The organism is Actinoplanes sp. NBRC 103695, assembly GCF_030269485.1.
Lineage (GTDB): Bacteria > Actinomycetota > Actinomycetes > Mycobacteriales > Micromonosporaceae > Actinoplanes.
This window is the reverse complement of sequence record NZ_BSTL01000061.1, coordinates 1-22,822: the sequence shown is the minus strand read 5'-3', so window position 1 is coordinate 22,822 and position 22,822 is coordinate 1. Positions and strand designations below refer to the sequence as shown.

At 69.5% G+C, this 22,822-nt stretch carries 19 protein-coding genes and 5 pseudogenes; 13 read left to right on the top strand and 11 right to left on the bottom strand.

Annotated features, from left to right (window positions below):
• A pseudogene (locus QSK31_RS47195) lies at window positions 1–319 on the bottom strand (transposase); the annotation flags it as partial.
• Window positions 318–867, bottom strand: a pseudogene (locus QSK31_RS47190) (IS3 family transposase); the annotation flags it as partial. The pseudogenes QSK31_RS47195 and QSK31_RS47190, both read right to left, overlap by 2 nt.
• Before the next feature lie 5 nt (window positions 868–872).
• Here QSK31_RS47190 and QSK31_RS47185 point away from each other — a divergent pair.
• Window positions 873–1,982 (top strand): annotated as a pseudogene (locus QSK31_RS47185) (IS256 family transposase); the annotation flags it as partial.
• Window positions 1,956–2,263: pseudogene (locus QSK31_RS47180) on the top strand (transposase family protein); the annotation flags it as partial. The pseudogenes QSK31_RS47185 and QSK31_RS47180, both read left to right, overlap by 27 nt.
• Here QSK31_RS47180 and QSK31_RS47175 read toward each other — a convergent pair.
• From QSK31_RS47175 to QSK31_RS47155, 5 genes are all read right to left on the bottom strand, one after another.
• Window positions 2,161–2,715, bottom strand: a complete 555-nt coding sequence (locus QSK31_RS47175) for a hypothetical protein (RefSeq protein WP_285691731.1) — start codon at window positions 2,713–2,715, stop codon at window positions 2,161–2,163. The pseudogene QSK31_RS47180 and the gene QSK31_RS47175 overlap by 103 nt on opposite strands.
• A complete protein-coding gene (locus QSK31_RS47170; protein ID WP_285691724.1) occupies window positions 2,716–3,162 on the bottom strand; it encodes an META domain-containing protein in 447 nt (148 codons plus the stop codon).
• An 84-nt stretch (window positions 3,163–3,246) separates the two neighbouring features.
• Complete coding sequence (locus QSK31_RS47165; protein ID WP_285691723.1) at window positions 3,247–3,573, bottom strand: hypothetical protein; 327 nt, start codon at window positions 3,571–3,573, stop codon at window positions 3,247–3,249.
• Between the two features lie 135 nt (window positions 3,574–3,708).
• Window positions 3,709–4,389, bottom strand: a complete 681-nt coding sequence (locus tag QSK31_RS47160; RefSeq protein ID WP_285691722.1) for a hypothetical protein — start codon at window positions 4,387–4,389, stop codon at window positions 3,709–3,711.
• Window positions 4,390–4,460: 71 nt separating this feature from the next.
• Window positions 4,461–4,781: a PadR family transcriptional regulator gene (locus tag QSK31_RS47155; protein ID WP_285691720.1), complete on the bottom strand. Its 321-nt coding sequence runs from the start codon at window positions 4,779–4,781 to the stop codon at window positions 4,461–4,463.
• 709 nt (window positions 4,782–5,490) lie between these two features.
• Here QSK31_RS47155 and QSK31_RS47150 point away from each other — a divergent pair.
• A complete protein-coding gene (locus tag QSK31_RS47150; protein WP_285691730.1) occupies window positions 5,491–6,057 on the top strand; it encodes an ISAs1 family transposase in 567 nt (188 codons plus the stop codon).
• A gap of 622 nt (window positions 6,058–6,679) precedes the next feature.
• Here the strand turns inward: QSK31_RS47150 and QSK31_RS47140 are convergent.
• Window positions 6,680–6,922 (bottom strand): annotated as a pseudogene (locus tag QSK31_RS47140) (transposase family protein); the annotation flags it as partial.
• 15 nt (window positions 6,923–6,937) lie between these two features.
• On the opposite strand from QSK31_RS47140, the gene QSK31_RS47135 reads away from it, so the two are divergent.
• The 3 genes from QSK31_RS47135 (at window position 6,938) to QSK31_RS47125 (ending at window position 8,826) form a co-directional block, all read left to right on the top strand.
• Window positions 6,938–7,387: an MmyB family transcriptional regulator gene (locus tag QSK31_RS47135; RefSeq protein WP_285691728.1), complete on the top strand. Its 450-nt coding sequence runs from the start codon at window positions 6,938–6,940 to the stop codon at window positions 7,385–7,387.
• A gap of 86 nt (window positions 7,388–7,473) precedes the next feature.
• A complete protein-coding gene (locus tag QSK31_RS47130; RefSeq protein ID WP_352244786.1) occupies window positions 7,474–8,001 on the top strand; it encodes a SigE family RNA polymerase sigma factor in 528 nt (175 codons plus the stop codon).
• 18 nt (window positions 8,002–8,019) lie between these two features.
• Window positions 8,020–8,826 (top strand): hypothetical protein, encoded by an 807-nt coding sequence (locus QSK31_RS47125; protein WP_285691718.1) that lies wholly within the window; start codon window positions 8,020–8,022, stop codon window positions 8,824–8,826.
• A 210-nt stretch (window positions 8,827–9,036) separates the two neighbouring features.
• Here QSK31_RS47125 and QSK31_RS47120 read toward each other — a convergent pair whose 3' ends face one another.
• Window positions 9,037–9,252, bottom strand: a complete 216-nt coding sequence (locus QSK31_RS47120) for a hypothetical protein (protein ID WP_285691716.1) — start codon at window positions 9,250–9,252, stop codon at window positions 9,037–9,039.
• Window positions 9,253–9,703: 451 nt separating this feature from the next.
• On the opposite strand from QSK31_RS47120, the gene QSK31_RS47115 reads away from it, so the two are divergent.
• Window positions 9,704–10,840: a DMT family transporter gene (locus QSK31_RS47115; RefSeq protein WP_285691715.1), complete on the top strand. Its 1,137-nt coding sequence runs from the start codon at window positions 9,704–9,706 to the stop codon at window positions 10,838–10,840.
• Window positions 10,841–11,695: 855 nt separating this feature from the next.
• Here QSK31_RS47115 and QSK31_RS47110 read toward each other — a convergent pair.
• A complete protein-coding gene (locus QSK31_RS47110; protein ID WP_285691725.1) occupies window positions 11,696–12,454 on the bottom strand; it encodes an AraC family transcriptional regulator in 759 nt (252 codons plus the stop codon).
• A gap of 383 nt (window positions 12,455–12,837) precedes the next feature.
• On the opposite strand from QSK31_RS47110, the gene QSK31_RS47105 reads away from it, so the two are divergent.
• Window positions 12,838–13,431, top strand: coding sequence for a sigma-70 family RNA polymerase sigma factor (locus tag QSK31_RS47105; RefSeq protein WP_285691713.1), 594 nt, complete (start codon window positions 12,838–12,840; stop codon window positions 13,429–13,431).
• On the opposite strand, the gene QSK31_RS49065 is transcribed toward QSK31_RS47105, so the two are convergent.
• Window positions 13,324–13,674 (bottom strand): zf-HC2 domain-containing protein, encoded by a 351-nt coding sequence (locus tag QSK31_RS49065; protein WP_352244783.1) that lies wholly within the window; start codon window positions 13,672–13,674, stop codon window positions 13,324–13,326. The genes QSK31_RS47105 and QSK31_RS49065 overlap by 108 nt on opposite strands.
• On the opposite strand from QSK31_RS49065, the gene QSK31_RS47100 reads away from it, so the two are divergent.
• From QSK31_RS47100 to QSK31_RS47080, 5 genes are all read left to right on the top strand, one after another.
• Window positions 13,570–13,788 carry a hypothetical protein gene (locus QSK31_RS47100; RefSeq protein ID WP_285691712.1) on the top strand — a complete coding sequence of 73 codons (219 nt, stop codon included), beginning with the start codon at window positions 13,570–13,572 and terminating at the stop codon, window positions 13,786–13,788. The two genes, QSK31_RS49065 and QSK31_RS47100, sit on opposite strands and share 105 nt — an antisense overlap.
• 191 nt (window positions 13,789–13,979) lie before the next feature.
• Window positions 13,980–15,335: an alpha/beta hydrolase gene (locus QSK31_RS47095; RefSeq protein WP_285691711.1), complete on the top strand. Its 1,356-nt coding sequence runs from the start codon at window positions 13,980–13,982 to the stop codon at window positions 15,333–15,335.
• A 115-nt stretch (window positions 15,336–15,450) separates the two neighbouring features.
• Window positions 15,451–16,590, top strand: a complete 1,140-nt coding sequence (locus QSK31_RS47090) for a peptidoglycan recognition protein family protein (RefSeq protein WP_285691709.1) — start codon at window positions 15,451–15,453, stop codon at window positions 16,588–16,590.
• Window positions 16,591–16,856: 266 nt separating this feature from the next.
• Window positions 16,857–19,334, top strand: coding sequence for a hypothetical protein (locus tag QSK31_RS47085; RefSeq protein ID WP_285691708.1), 2,478 nt, complete (start codon window positions 16,857–16,859; stop codon window positions 19,332–19,334).
• A 103-nt stretch (window positions 19,335–19,437) separates the two neighbouring features.
• Window positions 19,438–22,822, top strand: a 3,385-nt coding sequence (locus tag QSK31_RS47080) for a WXG100-like domain-containing protein (RefSeq protein ID WP_502873128.1), incomplete at its 3' end; no start/stop codon positions are given.

Below are 22,822 nucleotides of genomic sequence, written 5' to 3'. Positions count from 1 at the left end.
CTTTGTTCAGGCGTTCCTGGGGGTTGTTCGAGCGGATCTGTTTCCAGATTTCGTGGGGGAACGCGGTGAAGGCGAGCAGGTCGTCGCGGGCGTCGTCGAGGTGTTCGGCGGCGTCGGGGAACCGTTCGCCGATGGTGTCCAGCACGCGGGTGTATTGGGTTCGGACGGCGTCGGTGTCGGGCTGGTCGAAGATGGTGCGCACGAGGGTGGCCACCCACGGCTGCGCACTCTTGGGGACCTTGGCGAGCAGGTTGCGCAGGTAGTGGGTGCGGCAGCGTTGCCACGATGCGCCGGGCAGGGCGGCGCCGATCGCGTTGACTGTGGAAGATCGCACCGGCCAGGCTGCCCCGGGCCCGCTCTGCGGCATTCAGGGCGTCGATGACCAGATCCGTGCGCATGTGGTCAGCGATCGCCCAGCTGGCCAGCCGCCGCGAGTGCAGGTCGATAACCGTTGCCAGGTAGAGGAATCCGCGTTCACCGACTGGCAGGTAGGTGATGTCGCCGACGTAGCGCTGGTTGACCGCCCCGGCGGTGAAATCGCGCCGGATCAGATCCGGTGCCTTCGCCGCGGCCGGGTCCGCGATCGTGGCCTGCACGCGTCGGCGCAGCCGCAGGCCCTGGATGCGGTAGCGGCGCATCACCCGGGCCACCTTCTTATGGTTGACCGCCACACCGTGGTCGTGCAGCTCCGCAGTGATCCTCGGTGCGCCGTAGGTGCCCTCATGCGCGGCCCGCACCGCCCGGATCCGCACCGCCCAGATCCGCACGGCCAGGGCCGCGTCGGCGGCCTCACGAGCAGCCCGATCCGCGGCGGTGGCCCGCCAGTAGTAGTAACTGGGACCGGGCGACTTTTACGATCCGGCACAACCGCTATGGACCGGGCCGACGCCGGAGGTATTCCGCTGGCCGGTGACGGCGGGGTCCTGCCGGAACTGGTCAAGGCCGTTCTCGAGCGTGGCCTGGCGGCAGAGCTGAGCGGGCATCTGGGCTATGAGAAAGGCGACCCGGCCGGGCGGGGCAGCCCGAACTCGCGGAACGGCCACAGCGCGAAGACCGTGGCGACCGAGGTCGGCGATGTCGGCTTGGCGGTGCCGCGGGACCGGACCGGCTCGTTCGAGCCCCGCCTCGTCCCGAAAGGGGCCCGGCGCGCCGGTGGCCTCGACGAGATGATCATTTCGTTGTATGCGGGCGGGATGACGGTCCGCGACATCGGTCACCACCTGGCGCGGACGCTGGGGACGGAGTTGTCGCACGACACGATCTCGAAGATCACCGACGCCGTGCTGGACGAGGTGAAGGCGTGGCAGTCCCGGCCGCTGGAGGAGATCTACCCGATCATCTACCTGGACGCTTGGTGGTGAAGGTCCGCGACGGTCACACCGTGAAGAACCGGGCCGCTCATATCGCCGTCGGCGTGGATCTGGACGGGATCAAGCACGTCCTCGGGATCTGGGTCCAGGCCACCGAAGGCGCGAAGTTCTGGGCCGGGGTCTGCGCCGAGCTGCGTAACCCGCGGGATCCGCGACACGCTGATCGTCTGCTGTGACGGGCTGACCGGTTTCCCCGAGGCGATCGAGGCGACCTGGCCGGCTTCGACGGTGCAGACCTGCACCGTTCATCTGATCCGGGCGGCGATGCGGTTCGTGTCGTATCAGGACCGCAAGAAGGCCGCCGCGCTCAAGCCGATCTACACGGCGCCGACCGCCGAGGTCGCCGAGACCGAGCTGCTCGCCTTCACCGAATCAGCGTTGGGTCGTAAGTATCCGGCCGCGGTCGCGACCTGTTCCAACGCGTGGGAACGGTTCATCCCGTTCCTGGCGTTTCCACCCGAGCTCCGGAAGATCATCTACACGACCAACGCGATCGAGTCGCTGAACTACCAGCTGCGCAAGGTCATCAAGAATCGTGGGCATTTTCCGTCGGATGACGCCGCGATCAAGCTGTTCTGGCTCGCGATCCGCGATATCGAGGACAAACGCGCACTGCACTCTGTCAACCACCTTGCCGGCCTGATCCGCTACCACGGCGCCCAGCTCGGCTGCTGGTGGCGGCGCCTCGATCCTCGCCGGCAAGCCTTCCTCGCTCTGGCGGATCTACGAAACGGCGACACGTTCACCCGCTTGGCCGACGGATCACTATCGGCACGGCCACGGCTTGGCGTTACGTTCGCATAGCAGTCACCTTGCTCGCTACGCACGCCGATGACCTCGAGACCGCCACCGCCCGCGCGGCCCGGCTCGCGTACGCGATCCTTGACGGAACGCCGAGTTCGGCGCCGTCGCGGGTGACCCGGAAATGAGTGTCCTCCACGTGGACGGTGACGATGTCGCCGGGGTAGGTGCGTCCGATCCTCAGGATTTGCCGGGCGACCATGATCTTCCCGTCGGCTGGGGCCTTGCGTTGGACGCTGATTGGTCCAGAGAGCGGTGCCGGTAGCTGGGTGGTGGTCAGCCGGGCGCCGCGGAGGGTGGTGCGCTGGTCGGCGGGGATCGGTGCGGGAAGGTTCTTCACCAGGCGGCCGTCGTGGATGACGTGCATCAGGTGTCCGTCGAGGCGGAGCGTGACCTTGCGGCGGTGCAGGTCCGCGCCGAGCCGTAGCCGGGTCCCGGCGATCTCGACGACGGTCCCGCGGGGTAGTGCGCCGGGGCGCTCGCGGGTGGGGGCCCCGGCGAGTTGGGCGCCGAGGCGATGCTCGAGCGACGACGCGCAGACCAACTACGGTGTTGTCCGCACGAAACCTGCCGCCGCAGAGGTCGACGTCAGCGTGATCGTGGCCGCCGAGTTGCGCCATCTCGGGGACTCGTTGACGAGGTTGGTGAACCAGGTCTCGACGGCCGTGGACGGGCCTTCACAGAAGCGTCTGGTGCTGACGAGGTCGCGGACGTTCAACCGGTTGTGGTCGATCACCGCGGTGCCTCGAAAGTAGTTGCAGCCGGCGGTGTACTCGATGGCGCCGGGTTGAGGGAAGGTCAACCGGAGCGGGGCGCCGACAGGTGGCACGTTGGTGGGATCGTCCGCAAGGAGGGCGACCGAGACAAAGCTCTGGCCGACCGGAAGTGTTCGGGCGTCGTGGGCGTTGGCGGTCCCGGCTGCACCGATGACGCTGATGGTGGTAGCGACCACGACTGATGCGGCTACGATAAGGAACCTCGTCTTCTTCATACTGCATGAACGCGAGAGACCTGGCCGACGTTCACGAATTTCTGCGTGACACGAATCTCTGCGTGAAGGTGAACGCAGCCGGGATCAGTGGAGGGGAACCAGCGACGTAAGCTCAAGGACCTCGTCGGTGAGATCTGGGCGGGCACGCAACAACTCCTCCATCCGTACGCGCCAGGCGCCGCGCTCGATGTCGACGGCCCGCCGGTCGCCCCAGGTACGCCGCACGTTGTCCAGCAGCTTGCCGTGGGTGACCCTCAGCGCTTCGTAGGTCTCGGAGCCGAGCCGCTGGTGAACCTGGCCGGCGAAGGCGTCGAAGCTTTCATGGTGAGGCGTTTCCGCCATGGCGACGAAGGCGAGAGCCGCGTCCCACACGACGCGGGGCTGGTGGAGTACCGAAGGCATAGTCGTCATGAAGACATGATGGACCTTGCATGTCGCGATTGCCAGCCTTGATCAGTTGTGGAAACGCAAGGGCATCGCACGCTCCGGAGGCCGGGGAACAAGCTGCGCCTCGCATCCGTGGCTGGACGATCTCCTTCGATACCGTCAGTCCAGATACTCGCTGCCCAAGCCCGCGCCCAGCGGAGTCCAATTGACGACGGCCACCGCCAGTCCGACGACCGCGATGACGCGCAGCGCGATGCGGTAGTTTCTCGGCAAGCTGGCCGCGGCGTAGCTGAGCCACGCCCCCGCGCCTCCCATCACGGCCACGATGATGCCCCTGTCGGGCAGGAACGCCAGGCATTGGAACACCACGACCGTGAGTAGCACCGCCCCGCCGATCCCTGCGGTGCGCAGCCGATGCCGCGCCGTGCGCCGCCACTCCAACAGTGCGACCATCAGAGTGATCAAGCCCATGCCGGCCATCGCCAGCAGACCTATCATGTTCGCCCATGCGCCCACCATCACCACGGTGAACACGCCGCCGGCGCCTGCCTGGTGCGGCACCAGGAGCGCCCCCAGCCAACCGAGCAAGGGCCAGCTCACGCTCGGGATGAGCACCCGGGCGGCAGTGACGGCGGTCGGAGTCGCGGATGGGGTCAAGCCGCCGCCGGTCGTCCGGCCACCCTTGGCGAGACGACGCAACGACGGCAATGTCCAGGCCGCGCCGAGCAGGTACCGCCATCGGGCCGGACCGCCCGGTGAATCGGACAGCACCAGCAGGTCGGCTGTCCATTCGTCCCGCTGCCGGTCACGGAAATCTGCCGGCAGGGTTGCGGCCAGCACTGCGACGACCCGCCGTTGGGTCGGCCGTAGCCCGACTGCGGCAGAAGGCCCACCCATCGCACTTTCTCTGCTCACCATGCCACGCCTTCCCGGGCACCGGCCGGGCGGCGACGCTGCTCCGAGGCCGCCTGAGCACGCCTGGCAGCACTGACACCGGTAGGCGTCAGACGGTAGTAGCGCCGCCGCGGGCGGCCCGTGGTGTGCGGGTCCGCATCCTCCTCGCGGCTGACCAGCCATCCCGCATTCTCGAACGCCACGAGAATGGGGTAGACGGTGCCCGGCTCGAGTCCAGCTTCCAGAGCCAGATCGAGGCCGTACCGTTCGCGTTCCGGCTCGGCCAGAAGCGTCCGCAACGCCAGCAGGCGTGGAGTCGTCATCCTCAGAGTGGGCATACCGATACTCTATATAGCTAGGCCTAGTTCTGCATAGCCCCGACTACCCTTCTGGGCGTGCGTCGCGGTCGAGGTCCTGCGCGGCACCGGAATCCGCATCGAACAGCTCACCGAACTGTCACACCACAGCCTGGTCCAATACCGGCTGCCCAGCACAGGGGAACTGGTGCCTCTGCTGCAGATCGCGCCGTCGAAGACCGACGTCGATCGGGCTGCTGGTCGTCTCGCCGGAACTCGCCGACGTATTGTCCGCGATCAAAACCTGGTATCCCGACGGAGATCCGGCGAACTCGGTTTCCTCCCCGCGCACGGGCTTTCCGGCGTACGTTCCCCCTGCCGGCCGCTGTGCAGGTCGCACGGCTGAGCTGCAGGTGACCGCGGACGGCTCGTTCACCGCCTCCGTCAAGGGCGTGTAGACCGCGCAGTCACCGGCGATAGCGAAGGCTTGCCGGACCCCGTCCACTATCGACATCACTCTCGCGCTGCGGTCGGGCTCCGACGCAGGGCCATTGCGTGTTCGTTGGGCAGCAGTTTGAGCTGTGGTTATGCGGTGTGATTGACCTTTCTGGAGGCGGTCAGGGCGGGTGAGGCCGCCTAGGTGATCATGGGAGTTCTCTACGCTTCCAGGACACCTTGAGGACCTCACCCGCGATGTCAGCATGCCCGATCCCGGTACTGTCCGCAGTAACCACCCCCGCCGCCATGCGAGATCGCCGCCCGAGGCGCCTACCTGCTGATCCCGGTCAGGGGCAACCGTCCGACCCTGCATGCCCAGCTCAAAACGCTGCCCTGGGCGCAAATCCCGATCGGGCACCAGACCCGCGATCACGGCCACGGCCGCCGCGAGACCCGCACCGTCAAGGCTGTCACCGTCACGACCCTCGGCGGGATCGGCTTCCCGCACGCCGAACAAGCCGTCCGGATCACCCGGACCCGCACCCTCACCAGCAATGGCAAAACCAGCCGCGAAACCGTGTACCTGACCATCTCCCTGCCCGCCGGCGACGCCTACCCGGTCGATCTGCAGCGATGGGCCCGCGCCGAATGGCTGATCGAAAACCTCGTCCATCACGTCCGGGATGTCACGTTCCGTGAAGATTCACATCAAGCCCGGACCGGCAACGGACCCGCCATCATGGCCACCCTGCGTAACACCGCGATCGGCTACCACCGAGCCAGCGGAGAAACCAACATCGCCCGCGCCACCCGACGCGCCACCCGCCGGGCCCACGACCTCGTCACCGCCGTGACCAGCAGAAACATCACAACGCAATGACCCTGCCTCACCCGCCCTGACCGCCTCCAGAAAGGTCAATCACACCGCATAACCACAGCTCAAACTGCTGCCCAACGAACACGCAATGGCCCTGGCCCGCCGTCCCACCGACACCACGCCTACTGAGGTAGTCGTAGCCGGTCGAGACGCTGATCTGGTTGTCGGTGGCGAGTTGCCGCATCCGGGCGCCGTCGACGACCCAGCGCAATACCAGGATCGCCTGGTCACGGGCAGGTACGGCACGGGTGCCTGACCCGGGTGCCCCGGCGAGCACGTTCAGTGTTCAGCACTTCGGTCATGACATTCACGGTGTGCTGTGCCGCAGCACGGCGGCGTATGCGACACTCATCGTCGACGCAGAACCCCGGTATGAAGTTGATCTGTAGGACGACTACCTTCATACCGGGTTTCTGTGTCTTTCTACGTGCAGGGCCCATCGGGCGCGTATCGGACGTTCCGGACACCAAGGCCGTTACGGCCCACAATCGGACCATTGTACGGAATGGCTCAGTCACCCCGAACGCTGCCGAGTTCGGCGCCATGATTCTTGATGCTTGATCCCTGGCGGTGGGGGTTTGCGGGTCAGTCTTGACACGACGGCCGGCCGCTACAGTGAGCGTTTTTATCCTGCGTAGCGGTCGGCTTCGACGTGGTGCAGAACGAGGATGGCCTGCACGATCGTGGTCGCCCGGCGTGAGTAGCAGCGCAGTTTGGCCAGGATTCTCCACGTTTTGAGGGTGGCGATCGCGCGTTCGCCGCGAGCGCGGATCTTCGCGTGGGCGCGGTTGACGGCTTTCTGCCGGCGTGACAGCTTCGGCCGGAACCGGCGCCGTTTGAACGGAGTGCGCACGCTGCCGCCAGCTCCGACGGTCATCGATGCATCCGCCGTCGTGCGCCATCGCGGCGTCACGGGGCCCACCGGCCCAAGACCCGGACTTGTTGCCGCGGGCACCGCCCCCGCCCGCCCTGTGCAAGAGCGTGTCGCCGGACCGGCGCGTTTCACCAAGACTGGGAGACGTCCACTGCTGGGTTTGTAGCCGCCCTCCGCAAGTCCCTGGGTGATGAGACGAACGACACTCGCATCGTCGAACTGGTCGGCGAGCTTTCCTTGATTAGCGAGCGCTTTCGGCGGCTGTGGGCACGCCACGACGTCCGCGAGCCGGAGGGTGGCTCAATTACGGTGAACCATCCGGTGATCGGCATGTGGCTGAATCGGGACAAGCTGCCAGCCGGCGAGGTGATCCTCGTGCTCTACTACCCTGACCAGGGCGCCGAGAGCGCGGAGAAGCTGCGCATGTTGGCCACGCTGACCACCGGCTCAACGGTCTGAGCCGCCTGCCGCCACAGGCGCCTGGGCAACGGCTTTTGGAGAACGGGACGTCACCGCTCAACGGTGGTAAACCTTCTGGGGCGTTGGTGCGTGGAGATGGTGTGAGTAACCGAGGCCGGTCGGTGGATCCGTCTGATGCGGGGTTCGCTGCGTTCGTGGCGGGCGGGTGGGGTCGTTTTCTGTGGACGGCGATTGTGTTGTCCGGTGATCGGCATCAGGGTGAGGAGCTGCTCCAGGAGTGTCTGGTCAAGCTGTACTCGCGGTGGCCGCAGGTGGTCCGCAAGGGTGATCCGAATGCCTATCTGCGGCGGATGCTGGTCAACGGCAACGTCAGCCGGTGGCGGCGGTGGCGGCGGGAGTTGCCGGTGGCTCAGGCCCCGGACCGGCCCGATGACCGGGCCGTGGTTCAGGAGCCGGAGGACACGCTGCGGCAGGCGGTCTGGGAGCTTCCCCGCCAGCAGCGCGCCGTGATCGTCCTGCGCTACTTCGAGGACCTGACCGAAAAGGACACCGCGGCGGTGCTGGGGTGCTCGGTCGGCGCGGTCAAGTCCACCCACGCCCGCGCGCTGACGAAGCTGCGTCAGGTGAGCAGTGACCTCACGATCCTTGGCTGAAGCGAAAGGGATCCGCAGATGAACGACGTCGACCTCAGAACAGCCTTGCACGAATGGGCCGGGCAGACACACGCCGGGCAACCACCGATCGCCGAGCTCATCAGCCGCGGAGCCGCCCGCCGCCGACGCCGGCATTTGACCCGCGCCGGGACCGCCGCGATGGCCGTGGCCGTGCTCGCCGCCGCCGTAGCGGCCGGCGGGCTGCTCACCGCGGCCCCGGCCACGAAGCCGACAGCCGCACCGTCACCACCGCCGCTGGAACCACGGATCGAGCTGGCCGCCGCGATCACCTCGACCAGCGAGCAGTCTTTCCGGTTCGTCGTCGAGTCGGAACTGACCATGCCCATGCACGAGACCCGTAACTCGAAAGGCACCTGTTCCGGCGTGATCGACCCGGCAACCCAAACCGGCTACGCCAAGTTCGGCGACCTCAACGAGCACTGGGCCGTCAACGGCAGACGCTACCTACGACAGGGAAACCGGCGCTACGCCCTCGGCGCCGGCAAGGTCAGTGACTTCATCGCCTGCCCAATCGGCCGCATCGGCGACCCCGGCTTCGTCAACGCCGACCCGGTAAGCCTGCTACACGACCTCGCCGAACTCGCCACCATCCGCAAAACCACCAACGGCAACAACCCCACCACCACCTACACCTACACCGCGACCGGCATCCACGGCACCATCACCGTCACCAACGGCAAGGTCCACACTCTTACCAGCACCGTTGACAACCCCGCAAGCCACGACAAACCCGCCTACCACCGCGAAATCACCATGACCCTGACCGGCTACGGCGATCCCGTCAAGGTCAAAGCCCCCTGGTAATACCTCCGACGATACCGGCCACTGCGCGCAGTCCCGACGCAAAGGAATACGACGAACGGCCGTCCGAGCAGAAGTCCGGGCCACGGTCGAAGCGGGCGAGGTCACCTGAGCAGTTCTCGACCACGCTGTGGCCGGGCTGGATACCCGGGCACGGCCTTCCGCACACGGAACCTGGCATGCAATGGTGCGTGCGGCAGGGCTACCGCAGGGCTATCCCGCTGACGACGTCCCCGTGCGGTCGCGTTCGACCTGGTCGGAGATCTGGCGGCCGATGTCCCGCAGCCCCGTCACCTGGTCAGGGCTGAGCGCGTCGAAGACGTACCGCCGGACCGTACCGCCATGACCAGGGGCAGCCTGCTCGCTCGCCGAACCGGGGTCACCGGACCGCTTCGCCGCTGCGTCGGCCTCCGCGATCGTGCTCACCATCCGCGGCGGCGGATACGGCCCCGGGCACTCCCCGTGAGACCACAACACCGTCTTCCTGCGCCACATCGTCGCTGACGCGCGGAGCCGCCGAGCTCAAACTGATCGAACGCGAGCTCACCCCTGCCCGGCCTCAACCCCGCCATGGACCCGTCCCTGGAAACCGCGGAGCCCATGAAGAAGATCGCGCACAAGGCGGCCGCGGACGCGGGCTGTACCGGAGGACGCTCAAGGGTCTGGAAGCAACCGCACCTGAGCTCGGTGACCTGCTCCACAAGTCGAACTAGCGCCTCATGGACGCTTTCCTTACCCGCTCGGGCTGGCTGCCAGCCGCCGGCCCGCCTGACAAGACGGAGGTACTCATTTTGTCCGTACGGCCATCCCAGCCGGGGAATAACGTGCAGACCTCGGGCCGCGCTGTGAACAGTCTTCCGCCCGGCCCCGTTCCCATGCCGTGCTCAATAGGTCCGCTACGAGAGGCGCCGGTTTTGTGCTGGCCGCCATGGTGTTGTCAGGCACCGTCGGCCCCGCGCAGATGCTGATCGCGGACGCGGTCACGCCCACCGCCATCGCCGGCTGGCGTCACCTCGTCAGCGGCCTGATCATGTGCCTGGTCGCTGTAGCGCGCAGCCGGGACGCCTACCGGCTGCTGCGGGGCCGGCGGAACTGGGCCCTGCTGGTCGCGGCCGGGCTGCTCAGCGCCTGCCATCAGGTGAGCTTCCTGATGGCGGTGTCATTGACCGGTGCCGGCATCGGCACGGTCGTCGCGGTGGCGACGGTGCCGCTGTTCACCGGGATCGGATCCCGCTGGTTCGACCGCGAACAACTCAGCTGGACCTGGCTCACCGGGTCGGTGATCGCCGCGGCCGGATGCGCCGCGCTGCTGCTGCCCGGCGCCAGCACGCAGGTGAACGCGGCGGGCCTCGGTTTCGGTGTTCTGGCTGGGCTGATCTTCGCGGCGTACACCGTGGTCTCCAAGCGGCTCGCGACCGCCGTACCGGACGTCACGGTCTCCACCGGCGTCACCATGCTGATCGGCGCGGCCGCGCTGCTGCCCGCGGTCCTGACCGACACCGCCGGCCTGGACGACGTTCGCGTCGGCGCCGTCATCGCCTGGCTCGGTGTGCTCGCCACCGGCACCTACGGTCTCTACTTCGCAGGCCTCAAACACGTCGCCGCCAACCTCGCCGGCACCCTCAATCTGGCCGAGCCGCTGGCCGCCGTACTCATCAGCACCGCTGTCCTCGGCGAGCAGCTGTCCGGCACCGGCTGGCTCGCCGGCGCGATCATCCTGACCGGCGTACTCATCGCGACCGTGACCTTCTCCTCCCGCGCCCCCGCCACCGCGGTCCCCGCCGCCTACGGCCTTCTGGCAATGGGCATGGTTGCGATGCCGGTCGGCGTCCCGGTCCGGCCCGAACTCGTCGGTGTACGTCCCCGAGCCGTCGGCCGGGCCCGCCCACCGCGGCACCGCATCGCCGGGCCACCGTCCTACCCAGTGCGGACAGCCGCGCCGCCGCACTGGGCGGCGTTCGAGCCGAGACACCGCCCGGCAACGCGCGACCGCGACATCCCGCCGGTGATGTACTGACGTCGGCTTCCGCGGGACGGGTTCACCCTGACTCGTCCTGAGCTTCGAGACCGACACCCGACCGGTAGCCATGGCGCGCGCCTTCTCGTCCGCCCATTGCAGCGGCTGCGGGATCTTAAACGCCAGGGGATACGGCTGGCCTGTTTCGCGACAACGTCGCCATCGATCCCACGGCGGACGACAGCGGAGCCGAATCGCCCCTCCTGCCGTTGTCGTCCGTCCGCTGAACGTGCGTCTCGGTTCGGATGTAACGGCCGATGGCAATTTCGCCCTAGTTTGCGGGGTCGGTCCCGCGATAGCTTTTTGTGCGATCGGCCGGACCAGCGTGTATGGCTGCTGCCGGGTGTGTCCGCGCGACGGTACGGATCGAGGCACGCGGTGCGCGTGGCGTTCCGGGCAGTTCGCCGCAGCGGTAGCGGACGTTTCCAGAGGAGTCATATGCGACTGTTCCACCGGCATTCGTCCATGGCGGGCGTCTGATGTGGACCAACATGGATTTCGTGCCCGGCGCTGTCGCGAGTGGGGTATTCGCCCTCGCCGCCGCAGTTGCCCTCGCCGTACGCCGGGGCCGCGGGCAGGACGCATCGGCCAAGGCGTAGGCCCGCCGACGGTGGTAAACCTTCTGGGGCGTTGGTGCGTGGAGATGGTGTGAGTAACCGAGGCCGGTCGGTGGATCCGTCCGATGCGGGGTTCGCTGCGTTCGTGGCGGGCGGGTGGGGTCGTTTTCTGTGGACGGCGATTGTGTTGTCCGGTGATCGGCATCAGGGTGAGGAGCTGCTCCAGGAGTGTCTGGTCAAGCTGTACTCGCGGTGGCCGCAGGCGGCCCGCAAGGGCGATCCGAATGCTTGTCGCCGGTTACTGGACGGCTCTGGCGTAGGCGCCGGCGCTGACTCCGAAAGCTTCCCGGAAGTGCCGGTTGAGCTGGCTCTGGTCGAAGTAGCCCGAGCGCGCCGCCACCTCGGCCGCCGGGAGGCCTTGTGCCAGCAGCGCCCGGGCGCTGGCCAGCCGCAGCAGGGTGCGGTATCGGTGCGGCGGGACTCCGTAAGCCTGCCGGAAGCTGCGAACCAGGTGATGCCGGCTGCACCCGGCCACCGCCGCGAGTTCGTCGAGGCCGATGTTGCTGTCCATCCGCTCGCGCAGGATCTGCCGCACGGTCCGCAGCGCGGGGGGACGGTGCGGCTCGGTGGCGGCGCCCGGGGGAGTCGCGTGGCGACGGACGAGTTTCTGCAGCAGAGCGGCGAACTTGGAGCGGAGTGTCTTGTGGTCGACGCCTTTGGTCAGGCCGAGGTGCAGGGCGGCGAACCCGGTGCAAAGTTCGGGGTCGGCGTACGTGAGCCGGTCGAACTGAGGCAGTTCCCCTCCCCAGGTAGCGTCCAGCAAAGGTTGCGGGTCCAGCACGGTGAACGTGGTGAAGTGGGCCGTGGTGGGGCCGGCACTCAGCGGCTGGATAACCTCGTCCGGCTCCGCAACGGTGATGGTCTCGGGCGCCGCCGGCGGGTGGTCGAGACCGCGGTACCGCATCGGCGGGGGAGCGCCGCCCCACATGATGGAGAACGTGTATCCCCTGTCGAGTATGAACTCCGGATAGCAGTAGAACCCCCGGACGGACAGCACCTCCAACCATGGCAGCTCCTTGCGGCGCCACCTCCGCTCCTGGCGACAGCCTCCCGCCGAAGCGCCGATGGCACAGCGGTGTTGGCACCAGTCGAAGGCGTTCGAGATCGGGTGCACCGATGCGCTCCTCAGTGGTTGGACTCGGCCGCCGCGACCGCAAGATCGCTAAGGCCTCTCTCGTACGGAACGGGTCTTCTGGTCGGCCTGTTCACGCCACGGCGTGGTCCGGGCGCCCGGACTCGCGTCAAGTCAGATCAGGCGGAGGTCGTCATGAGACCGCTGAGCCGAGTGGCCACCGTGGCCGTGGCGAAGGTGCGGTTCAGTGCCCGGCCCGGGTGCAGAGAGATGACGGTTCACGGGGCCGTCGGCAGGGAAGCTGTGCGATGAACACGCCGGAACAGGCGGTCCCCAGTGGTGCGGAGGACGGCGACGAAGCCGCGCTGCGCTATCTGCAGCAGGTGCACAGACCGGTGTTGTTGAAGTTCCTGATCCGGCTCACCGATGGTGATGTGCATCGTGCTGAGGACATCGTTCAGGAGACGATGTTGCGGGCTTGGCGGCATCCGGAGGCGCGTGGCGCGGATGGCCGGTGGAGCCGGTCCTGGCTCTTCACTGTTGCCAGGCGTGTCCTTATCGACCAGGTGCGGTCTGCCAGTGCCCGGGTGGGTGAGGTGCGGGAGTCGGTGTCTGAGGAGCGTGTCCGGGCGGAGGAGGACGAGATTGAACGCTTGATCGATGCTCAGGAAGTGCGGGAGGCGTTGAGCGGGTTGCCGGACAGGCTGCGGATTCCGCTGGTGGCGATCTATTACGAGGAGCGGTCGATCGCTGAGGTGGCCGTCATGCTCGACGTGCCCGCGGGAACGGTCCGGTCACGGACGTTCTACGCGCTCAGGGCGCTCGCTGAGGCGCTGCGGGACAGCGGGTTTCTGGAGCGGCAGCCTCGTCGGGTGACCCGGCCGTCGTCGGCGGCTGGGTAGGTCTGGTGGGGCTGACGATGGTCGGTCTTCGGTGGGGGCGGTTGGCGTGTCCGTGGTGTCGGCTGTGTCCAGTGCCAGTGCGGCGAGTGTGTCGGTGATGGTTTCGCTTTTGGCCTGGCATTGCGGGCAGGAGGCCAGGTGCTGGTGCAGGGTGTCGCTGTCGGCCGGGTCGAGTTCGCCCAGGAAGTGCAGAACGATGTGTTCTTCCTCGGGGTGAGGGTCTTCCTGGGACGCATCGGTCACGTGGTCATTGTCGCATCCGGCACGTCGCGGCGGGTGGCCCTGTGCCGGGCGCAAAGACAGGTCAATTTTCTCCTAGCAAGTATGAGTCGAGCACGCTTTGGTGGTAAATCATGAGAACGACCTCTTTCTGGCGACGGATAGTGACTTTCGGCGCGGTGTCGATCGTCCTCGGCGCGAGCGGTTCGGTCGCTCCCCACACTGCGTGGGCAGAGGCTGCACAACCATCCTGGCAACAGTGCCGCCAAGACCCGCAGTATCCGCCTGACCTTCCCGAGCAGGTACTCTGCGCCGGGCTCGCCGTCCCGGTGGACTGGGCACATCCGGCCGGGCCGGCCACGGAACTGCGACTGGCGAAGCTGCCGGCCGCCGACTCGGCCCGGCGAGTCGGCTCGCTCTTCTTCGTCGGGTCGTCGGGCGTGCGCAGCGTATTCCTGGCGGGGTCGTACCTCTCGCCCGATCTGCTCGACCGGTTCGACATCTACAGCTTCGACACGCGTGGAAGCGCCGACCCGCACCGGGACATCCCCCCGGGCGCGGTCGTGTGCGAGAGCAGCGCCTGGGAAGCCGCGAACGGACTGCGGTTCCCGGCGAGCGCGGCCCGGTACGGCGATCTGCGCGAGGCCAACAAGGCGCTCGCCGGGAACTGCCGGGCGCTGACCGGGCCGTTGGCAGACCACGTGGACACCGCCAGCTCCGCCCGTGACCTCGACGCCGTGCGCGCCGCGATCGGCGAGTCTGCGATCACCTACTTCGGCACCGGGGACGGCACGCTGCTGGGACAGCAGTATGCCGAACTCTTCCCCGACCGGCTGGCCGGCATGGCGCTGGACTCGACCATGGACCACGCCCAGGACGTGTGGAGCTATCACACCTCGCTGGCGCGCTCGCTGGAGGCCACGTTCGCGAAGTTCGCCCAGTGGTGCGCCCGCACCGAGGCGTGCGCGCTGCACGGCGAGGGCGTGCCCGGCTACCTCGACGACCTGCGCGCCAAGGCGGAGGCCGGCGACCTGACCGGTCCGGACGGGCCGGTCTCGGTAGAGGATCTGCTGACCCCGGTCACTGCCTTCACCGGCGACACCACCCTGTGGCCGCTGCTGGCCGACACCCTGCGGGCCTTCGGCGCGCCGGCACGCGCCGCGACCGGCGCCACCGCGGCCGGTGAGCCCCCGGTCAGGGGCGGCGACACCGCGACGACGTGCCAGGACTTCGACTTCGACCTGCACGGGTACGGCCGGTTCGCCGCGCTCGACCGCAAGCTCGCCGCCGTGGCCCCGCACACCAGGTTCAACACGGACGCCCGGTACTACCTGGCGCAATGCCAGAACTGGCCGTCCGGGGCGACGAACCCGCCGCACCGCTCGAACGCCTCGCCGCGGCTGCCGCGGATCCTCGTCGCGAACAGCAAGTACGACGTGGCCAGGCCGTACGAGTGGGCGCTCAGCCTCTCCCGGCAGCTGCCGAGCGCCACGCTGCTCACCTACGACGGCGTCAGCGTCGGCACCTACTTCGACAGCTCGTGCGCCCGGCAAGCGATCGACGCGTACCTGCTGACCGGCCGGACTCCGCCGAAGGGCACCCACTGCCCGGCGGTTGGTCCCCAGCCCGCGACCGGCGCCGCGCGGGCCCTCCGCGAACCGCAGGCGGTGACGGCCGGATGGTGACGTAGGCCCTTCACCGATGAGCGAGACCCCAAGGCGGCCCTGAAGCCAGGACCGCCCGGACGCACGGCGGTCACGTCCGGCCGCTTCCCCTCCATCGACCAATCCTGGAGATCGCATGCCCACTCGACGATCCGTCCTGCTCGGCGCCGGCGGTGCGGGACTCGCCGTCGCCCTTCCGGTGGCCGGCGTCGTGGCCGCCCTCCGCGCCGACGCGGAGGACGCTGAGCTCGTCCCCGACATGCTCGCCACCGAGCGGCACCGACTGTCCACCGGCGACCGGGTCAGCGACTCGACGTTCGCGCTGACCCACCTGGCGGTGCAGGCAACCGGCCCGGCCGCGGTACGGCTGCGCACCTCCACCGGCTGGTCCGAGTGGCGGGAGGTGGCAGGGTGCCCGGCGGGCCACGACACCCGGCCTGGTGCGCGGCTGCTGCTGGCCGACGGCGCGTCCGGCTACGAGATCGAGGTCAAGAACGGTGGCGCCGCCTCGGTGCTGGAGCTCAACGCGGTCGACGGGCCGCGCCGCCGTTCCGCCGCGCCGGTGTCGGTGCTGCGCGCGCCCGAGGTCGCGCGTACGACCGTTGGCGAGCTGCCGAGGTATCTGTCGAGGCAGGCCTGGGGCGCGGACGAGAGCTACCGCCTGGAACCGGACGGTGTCACGTTGGACACCCCGCCCGCGTTCTTTCCCGTGCAGACGCTGACCGTGCACCACAGCGGCGGTGGCGAGCAGGAGAATGAGGGCCTGGACGCCGCCGCCTGGATGCGGGCGGTCTACTACATGCAGGCGGTCGAGTACGACTGGGGCGACTTCGGCTACCAGCTCGCGATCGACGCCGACGGCAATGTGTACGAGGGCACCTACTCCGACCCCGATCCCGTCCCGGTCTTCGGCCCTGAGCTGTCGCCGGCGCGCCGGCCGATGGGCGTCACCGGGGCACATGTCGGCGGCTTCAATTCCGGCAACATGGGCGTCTGCCTGATCGGTCATTTCATGACCAGGCAACCGACGCCGGCCGCCCGGCGCTCGCTGATCACGGTGCTGGCGATGCTGTCCGCGGTCACCGGCCTGAACCCGGTCGGCCGAACCGACTACGTCAACCCGATCAATGGGACCACCGCCACGGTCGACACGATCGGCACCCACCGCGACTGGCACGCGGCCAACCCCGCCGCGGGTGCCACCGACTGCCCGGGCGACGCGTTCCACCAGGTCTTCCCGTCGGTGCGTCAGGACGTACGCGACCTGCTCCGCTGACCTGGCGGTAGCCCGGTCTCGCCGAGACGGACGCCGAGACCGGCCCCCTGCCGGGAGCTGCCGAGCCGGCCGATCACGGCTCGGCAGCTCCCTTCTTGGTGAGCGGGGGACGGGCCGGCGAGGGAAAACCCGTGGATCGGGGTCGGCGGAGGGGGATCGCCCGGGATCGTCGGGCCGGTGTGGAACGGTCCATGGAGGGCAGGACGGGAGGTCGCAGCCATATGGGACTGGCCCGGTGGTTCCGCCGGCTACGGCGGAGGTCCGGCGTGGGCGTGCCCGGTCACCTCTTCCTGGACTGGCACGGTTCGTCCGCCGTCATCTCGCACGCCGAGGATTCGCCGCTGGTGCTCTGGCAGCTGGTCCGTAATGCGACCACGTCGAGCGCTGAGGTGGTGGTCGTGCCGTCCGGCCGCGCGATGCGCGACCCGGCCGGCGGCGCCGTGCTCCGCCGGGCGGTCGAACAGGCGACATCGAGTCTCGGCGCCGACCGGATCTGGGTGTCCGCGGGCGGCCTCGGCAGCCGATCCGGCGCGCATGCCGGCTGGCTGTTCCGCCTGTCCGCGCGGATCGGCGCCGACCTTCTGCTCCCCGACGGACCGGTGCACGTCACGCCGGACGGCACCCACTACGCCGGGACCGGCACCCAGGCGTCGGGCTGGCGGTTGTTCCGCGCCGGTGGTGTGGCGCCGGTGGTCGGCAACCGGCATTCCGCGCCCGCCTGGGAACGGACGCTGGCCAACCGGCCGGTGCCGCTGACCGGTCTGGTCGCGGACCCGATCCCCGCCGGCGTGCTGCTGCACCAGGTCACCGCGACGCCGACAGATCCGAGCGATCCGGCCTACCACCTGCCGGTGGATCCGGCGGGTCCTGCTCTCGTGCTGCGGCACGTCGGCGCGCCACTGGCCGACCCGGCGCAGGTTGCCGACCTCTTCGCCGGACTGCCGGCGGGGAGTGCGGTGCGCATCGATACCCGGCTGCTCGACCGGGAGTCGGCGCCGCCCGGAGCCGGGTGGCTGAGCAGGCTCGGCGCGGAATTCGAGGCGCTGAACGTACACAGCGTCTCGGTGGATTCGTTCCTGCCGCTACGGACACCGCGCCGGCCGCTGGGGGAGGGACCGGGCCTGGTCAGCCACGGATGGGTACGCACCGGCGGCCGGCTCTACCAGAACCGGGCCGTGGGGAAGCTGCTGGCCGAGGTCGTCCCGTCCGGAATCCTGTTGCGGGAGGCCGGCGCGAGTGACCGTGACGGGCTGGCCCTCGTCGAGCCGGACCAAGGCGTGCTGACGGTCCTGCACGCCGATGCGGAACGGCTGGTCGATCTGCTGCGCCGGGCCGTGGCCGGGAGCGCCGTGGCGCCGGGGCTGGTGGTGGCCGGCGCCACGGACGACACTGTTGTCGCGGCGCTGGCTGCGGTGCTCGCCGGGCCGCGGCAACCGTTCACGGTCCCGTCCCGTGCCCGGCCGCGGGCGTCCGCGGTCCGGACGCCGATCGAGGCGCGGCTGGCGGTGCCGCTGGAGCCCCGGACGGCCGTGGCGAGCGTCGCCCGGGCAGAGGCTGGGCTGGGTGCGCCCGTCGAGGTGGAGACGGCGTCGCCGTTGGCGCCACAGACGATGGGTACGGACGGAGCGGCGTCGCCGGACACGGTTGACAACGATCGCTGGGCGCGGCGACGGACGGTGGAGGAGCCTGCCGCGGCAACAGCCGTGGCCTTGACCGCGACCCACGGCGGTCTGTCGCCGTCGCCGCCGTCCCCGCCCCCGTCCCCGCCTCCGTTCCCGCCGCCGGCGCAACGTCCCGCGACCAGCCCCGTGATCACGGTGGCCGGGCCGGACCTGGACGATGACCTCCCGGCGTCGGGTCCGCCGCCGCCGCTCGCCGCGACACCACCCGTACCGCCGGAGACCTTGGCGGTGACCGACTACCGGCCCGCCGCCGAACAACCCGTCGCGGACCGCGGCAGCACTGCCGACGAGAGGAAGAGTTTCGTCGCGGCGCTCGGGCCGGCCTACACCGACTCGATCACCAAGGTGAACGCGGCGCTCGCCGCGTGGCCCGCATTGCGCCAGGACGCGTCGGTGGCGGCGAAGACGGACCTGGTCGCGGTGCGCCTGTTCTTCGGACGGTCCGGTCTCGGCGCCGCGCAGCTCAACGCCCGGCTGCGCGAGGGCGGCCGGGCGGAGCTGCCGGGATACCTGGCGTGCCTGGTCTCGGGCCTGCGGCGGCTCCCGCCGTCGCGGCGCGCGATGCTCTGCCAGGGGCGGCTGAGCGTGCCCGCGCAGCGCCTCTACCCGGAGGGCGCGACGCTGGTCGAGCCGGCCTTCCGCATCGTCAGCGGCGTTATCGGCGTGGCGGCCGACGGTGCGGACGTGGATTACCTGATCTGGTCGCGCAGCGCCCGCCAGGCCGGACTGCTCGCCGACGAGGAGCTCGACGAGGCGGTGTTCCCTGCCGGGGCCCGGTTCAAGGTGCTGGCGGTGCGCGAGCAGCCGGCGCTGCCGGCCGGTGAGTCCGGGATGCCCGGCGCCGCGGTGCTGCTGCGCGAAATGACACCCGGCGAACCCGTCGTTCCCGGGCTGGACGACGGCGACCGTACCGTTCTCGGCCGGCTGGAGCGGGTCCTGACCCGGCGCCGGTCGTCCGCGCCGCGTGCGCTCACCGACACCGACGCGATCGAGCGGCTGATCGGGCCGCCGCTGGGTTTCGTGCCGGCCGAAGCCTCGACCGGAGTGGGCGCCGGGACCTGAGGGATTTCCCCTGATCGAGGCTCTTCCCGCGGCTCGGTGGGTCGGCGGGCTGCTCGCGCGCCCATGCTTTCGGGTACGGGCGGAGATGGCGAGTTAAGGGGGTATGCCGGTCTTGGATACCCCGATCCCCTCCTGGCTCCAGCACATGCTGGAGTTCTTCGTCGGCCAGACGTGGCCGACCGGGAGCGAAAGCGGGATGCGCGAGCACTCCAGCGAGTGGGAGCAACTCCGGAACGCGCTGGACGCCGCCACGGCCAAACTCACCGCCCAGCGCGCGGCACTGCCGAACGTCATGTCCGGCGACTACGCCGACGATGTCATGGAGTATCTGACCGCCACGATCGAAGACCTCGACAAGAGGCGTTCGAGCGTCGAGGACATGCGCAAGAACCTGAAGAACGGCGCCGCCGAGCTTCAGGAAGCCAAGATCATGGTCGTGGTGCAGCTCGTGCTGCTCGCGATCCAGCTGGCCTGGCTCATCTACTCCCTCTTCGGCGCGCTGGCCATCCCGGCCGTGATCGGCGGTTTCCGCGCGATCATCAGCGCGATCCTGCGGCAGGTCTTCGTCGAGATCGTTCAGGAACTCCTCGAAGAGCCGATCCTGATGATGGTCATCCAGAAGGCCCAGAACGACCGCGGCGACCGTGAAGGCATCGACTGGGACGCCATCGGGAAGGCGGCCATCCAGTCCGCCATCGCGGCCGGGATGGCCGGTCTGGCGAACTTCGGCACCGAGATGCTCGTTCACTGGGCCGCCAAGAAGATCGCCAAGATCGACGGCGTCGATCTGAAAGGCACCGTCTTCATCAAGAACGACTGGGTGTTCCGCGGCGGCGCCATCCTCAGCAAGGGCATCGTGCAGGCCGGGGTGGCGATTCCCGGCGAGCTGGCCGGCCAGGCGGCGGTCGGAGCCCCGCTCGAGGTGCGCTGGGGCACCGCGACCAGCGCGTTCGTCAGCGGCCTCCACGAGAACAACGCGGACCCGATCAGCTTCGCCGGCTCGATCAAGGATGTGCTCAGGCCGCCCAACCCCAGCGCGTACGACCAGCGGTTCGTCCCGCTCGATGGGGAACCGGCCGCCGACGACCCGTTCGAGCAGGGCCCACCCGGCGCCTCCCTCGACGACGATGCGACCCTGGTCGATGACGCGTCCGTGGACGCCGCCGCATCTCTGGCCGACGATTCCTCTTTGGCCGACGACGACGTGACTCTGGTTGACGATGACGAGGACGCCAACGTGTTCGGTGCCCTCGTGCAGCGCTCAGAAGGTGCGCAGGACTTCGACGACGGCTGGGCCCTCGACGACGACGAAGACGCGGGCTTCGAGGCGGACGATGACCGAGCGCCCCTGCTCGGGTCGGGCTCGGCGCAGTCGTCCGCCGGTTTCGGTGGCGACTCCGGCGGCGGCGTGACGGGTGGGTACGGGGCTTGGGACGTGCGGCCGAGCGCGGCCGGAGGGGACCGATCCGGCACGAGCCAGGCAGGCGCGAGTCAGGCCGGCCCCGGCCGAGCCGGAAGCGGTCAGGCCGGAGCGGGTCAGTCCGGAGGCGGTCAGGCCGGTGGCGGTACGGGGCGTGGCGATGCCGGTGGTTCCGGCGGTACGACCGCGAATGTCGGCAACTCCGCGGAGACCGGCCTGGGCAGGACCCGCGACGTCGGCGCCTCACCCGGATTCGCCACCGCCGGCGGGGCCGAGGCCGGCGTGGCGGACGGCGGAACCAGCGAGACGACGAACCCGATCGAGACCGAGGGCGGAACCCGTACCGCTTCCGATCCGGGGCACGGCGGCGCGGACGGGCCGGTGCGGGCGGACAGTGCCGCTGGCGGGTCGGCGCAGATGGGCGTCGCCGGCGGTGGGTCGGCGCAGGCGGGCATCCAGGGCGATTCGCGGGGGGTGGGCGCCGGCCAGGGGCAGACCAGCGGTGTCTTGTCAGGTGACTCCGGGCTCAGGGACGCCGAGGTTGCCGAGCCGGAGACAGCCGCCGGGCCGTCGCACGTGGAGTCCTCGGCGGGCGAAACCGCCGGCGGCGGGCAGGCGCAACAGCCAGGTGTTGAGCAGGGCGGCCTCGGCGATGGCCGCACGACGCCGGGTCAGACGATCAGCGGGAACGTCGGCGCGGGCGACGCCGCGGCCGATTCGGACCCGACAGCAGCAGGCTCGGAGAAGCCCAGCGTGGGCCAGACACAGCCGGGCGGATTGGCGCAGATCGTCACGCAGCCTGGATTCGTGCAGCCTGGGTCTGCGCAGGCTGGGCCTGGGCAAGCCGGACCCGGCCAGTCGGGGTCCGCGCAGCCCGGGGCTGGCCAGGGGGCGCCGGGCGGCTCAGCCGCTGCCACCCAGACGCAATCGATCGGGCGGGATCCGGTCGATGGTGGAGCGCCGCAGGCCCCGGTCACCACCACGGCCGACGTTGCCCCGGTGGACCATTCCATGGCCTTGCCGGAACCGGCTGCCCAGCACACCCAGCAACCGCCGCCGGTTGCTTTCCAAGAAGCGCAACCCGTGCAGGCTGCTTCGTCCGACGCGCAGGCCGGGCCGGTGACGGACCGACCGGACCACGCGGTCCCCGCCACGCCGGAGCTGATCAGCGAGGCCACCGCGCAGGCCCGGGACACCCTGGACCAGGTCTCGGACGCGGTCGGGTCGGCGCTCGACGCGGTGCCGGTGGACGGCGACGGCGGATCCATCCGAGCGGCCCAGGTGGACGCCGTGCGGGAGGGCTTCCAGTCGGCGAAGGATGCCCTCACCCGGAGTGCCACGGCCGGCAGCGACCGGTCTCTGCCGCAGCGTCAAGCCGAGTTCCGCGACGCGATGCAGCAGGTGGAGCAGGCCCGGCAGCAGATAAAGCAGGTCACCGGCCAGAACCTCGTCCCGCGTACCACCGATTTGACGGCACCCCGGCCGGCGGACCTCAAGGGTGCCGATCCGGGAGTCCGGCCGCGTACCGAGACCGCGGATCCCGCCTCGCCTCCGCTTGCGCACCGGGGCGCGCACGCCCGGAGCGGTGGACCGGACCAGGACGAGTCCCGCGCCGACGAGGTGCAGGTGATGCCGTGGTCACCCACGTCGGCCGAGCCTTCCCGGTCCGAGCGTCCACTGGCCGGCGCGACGTCAGGCCGGGCTGACAACTCCCCCGGCGGGGATCGTGAGCCGGCCAGGTCGCTGGTGCAGGCCGCCGCCCAGGTAGAAGCCACACTGGGCCCACCCCCTGACAAGGCAGCCGATTGCACCCCCCGGTCCGTGGCGGCGTTGCGGGCGCTGCAAACCCGTCCCGGCAGCGATAACGGCCTTTACGGTCTGCGACCCGTCGAGTCCGGTCAGCGACCCGTCGACGAAGCCGTCGCACTGCTGAGCACCCCTGACACCCCAGCCTTCTTCGGCACCCCCCGCACCGCGCACATCCTGCACGACCTCCGCCCCGGCGCGGCAACCCTCGCGTGGGGACGCCAGCCCGGCGAGGACGCGCACATGGTCGTGATCGAACGCG

What these genes read in the sequence shown, in the direction of transcription:
- QSK31_RS47170 (WP_285691724.1), bottom strand. Translation starts at nt 3,162, where the DNA reads ATGAAGAAGACGAGGTTCCTTATCGTAGCCGCATCAGTCGTGGTCGCT.
- QSK31_RS47165 (WP_285691723.1), bottom strand. Translation starts at nt 3,573, where the DNA reads ATGACGACTATGCCTTCGGTACTCCACCAGCCCCGCGTCGTGTGGGAC.
- QSK31_RS47155 (WP_285691720.1), bottom strand. Translation starts at nt 4,781, where the DNA reads ATGCCCACTCTGAGGATGACGACTCCACGCCTGCTGGCGTTGCGGACG.
- QSK31_RS47125 (WP_285691718.1), top strand. Translation starts at nt 8,020, where the DNA reads ATGAACGACGTCGACCTCAGAACAGCCTTGCACGAATGGGCCGGGCAG.
- QSK31_RS47120 (WP_285691716.1), bottom strand. Translation starts at nt 9,252, where the DNA reads ATGGTGAGCACGATCGCGGAGGCCGACGCAGCGGCGAAGCGGTCCGGT.
- QSK31_RS47105 (WP_285691713.1), top strand. Translation starts at nt 12,838, where the DNA reads ATGAACACGCCGGAACAGGCGGTCCCCAGTGGTGCGGAGGACGGCGAC.
- QSK31_RS47090 (WP_285691709.1), top strand. Translation starts at nt 15,451, where the DNA reads ATGCCCACTCGACGATCCGTCCTGCTCGGCGCCGGCGGTGCGGGACTC.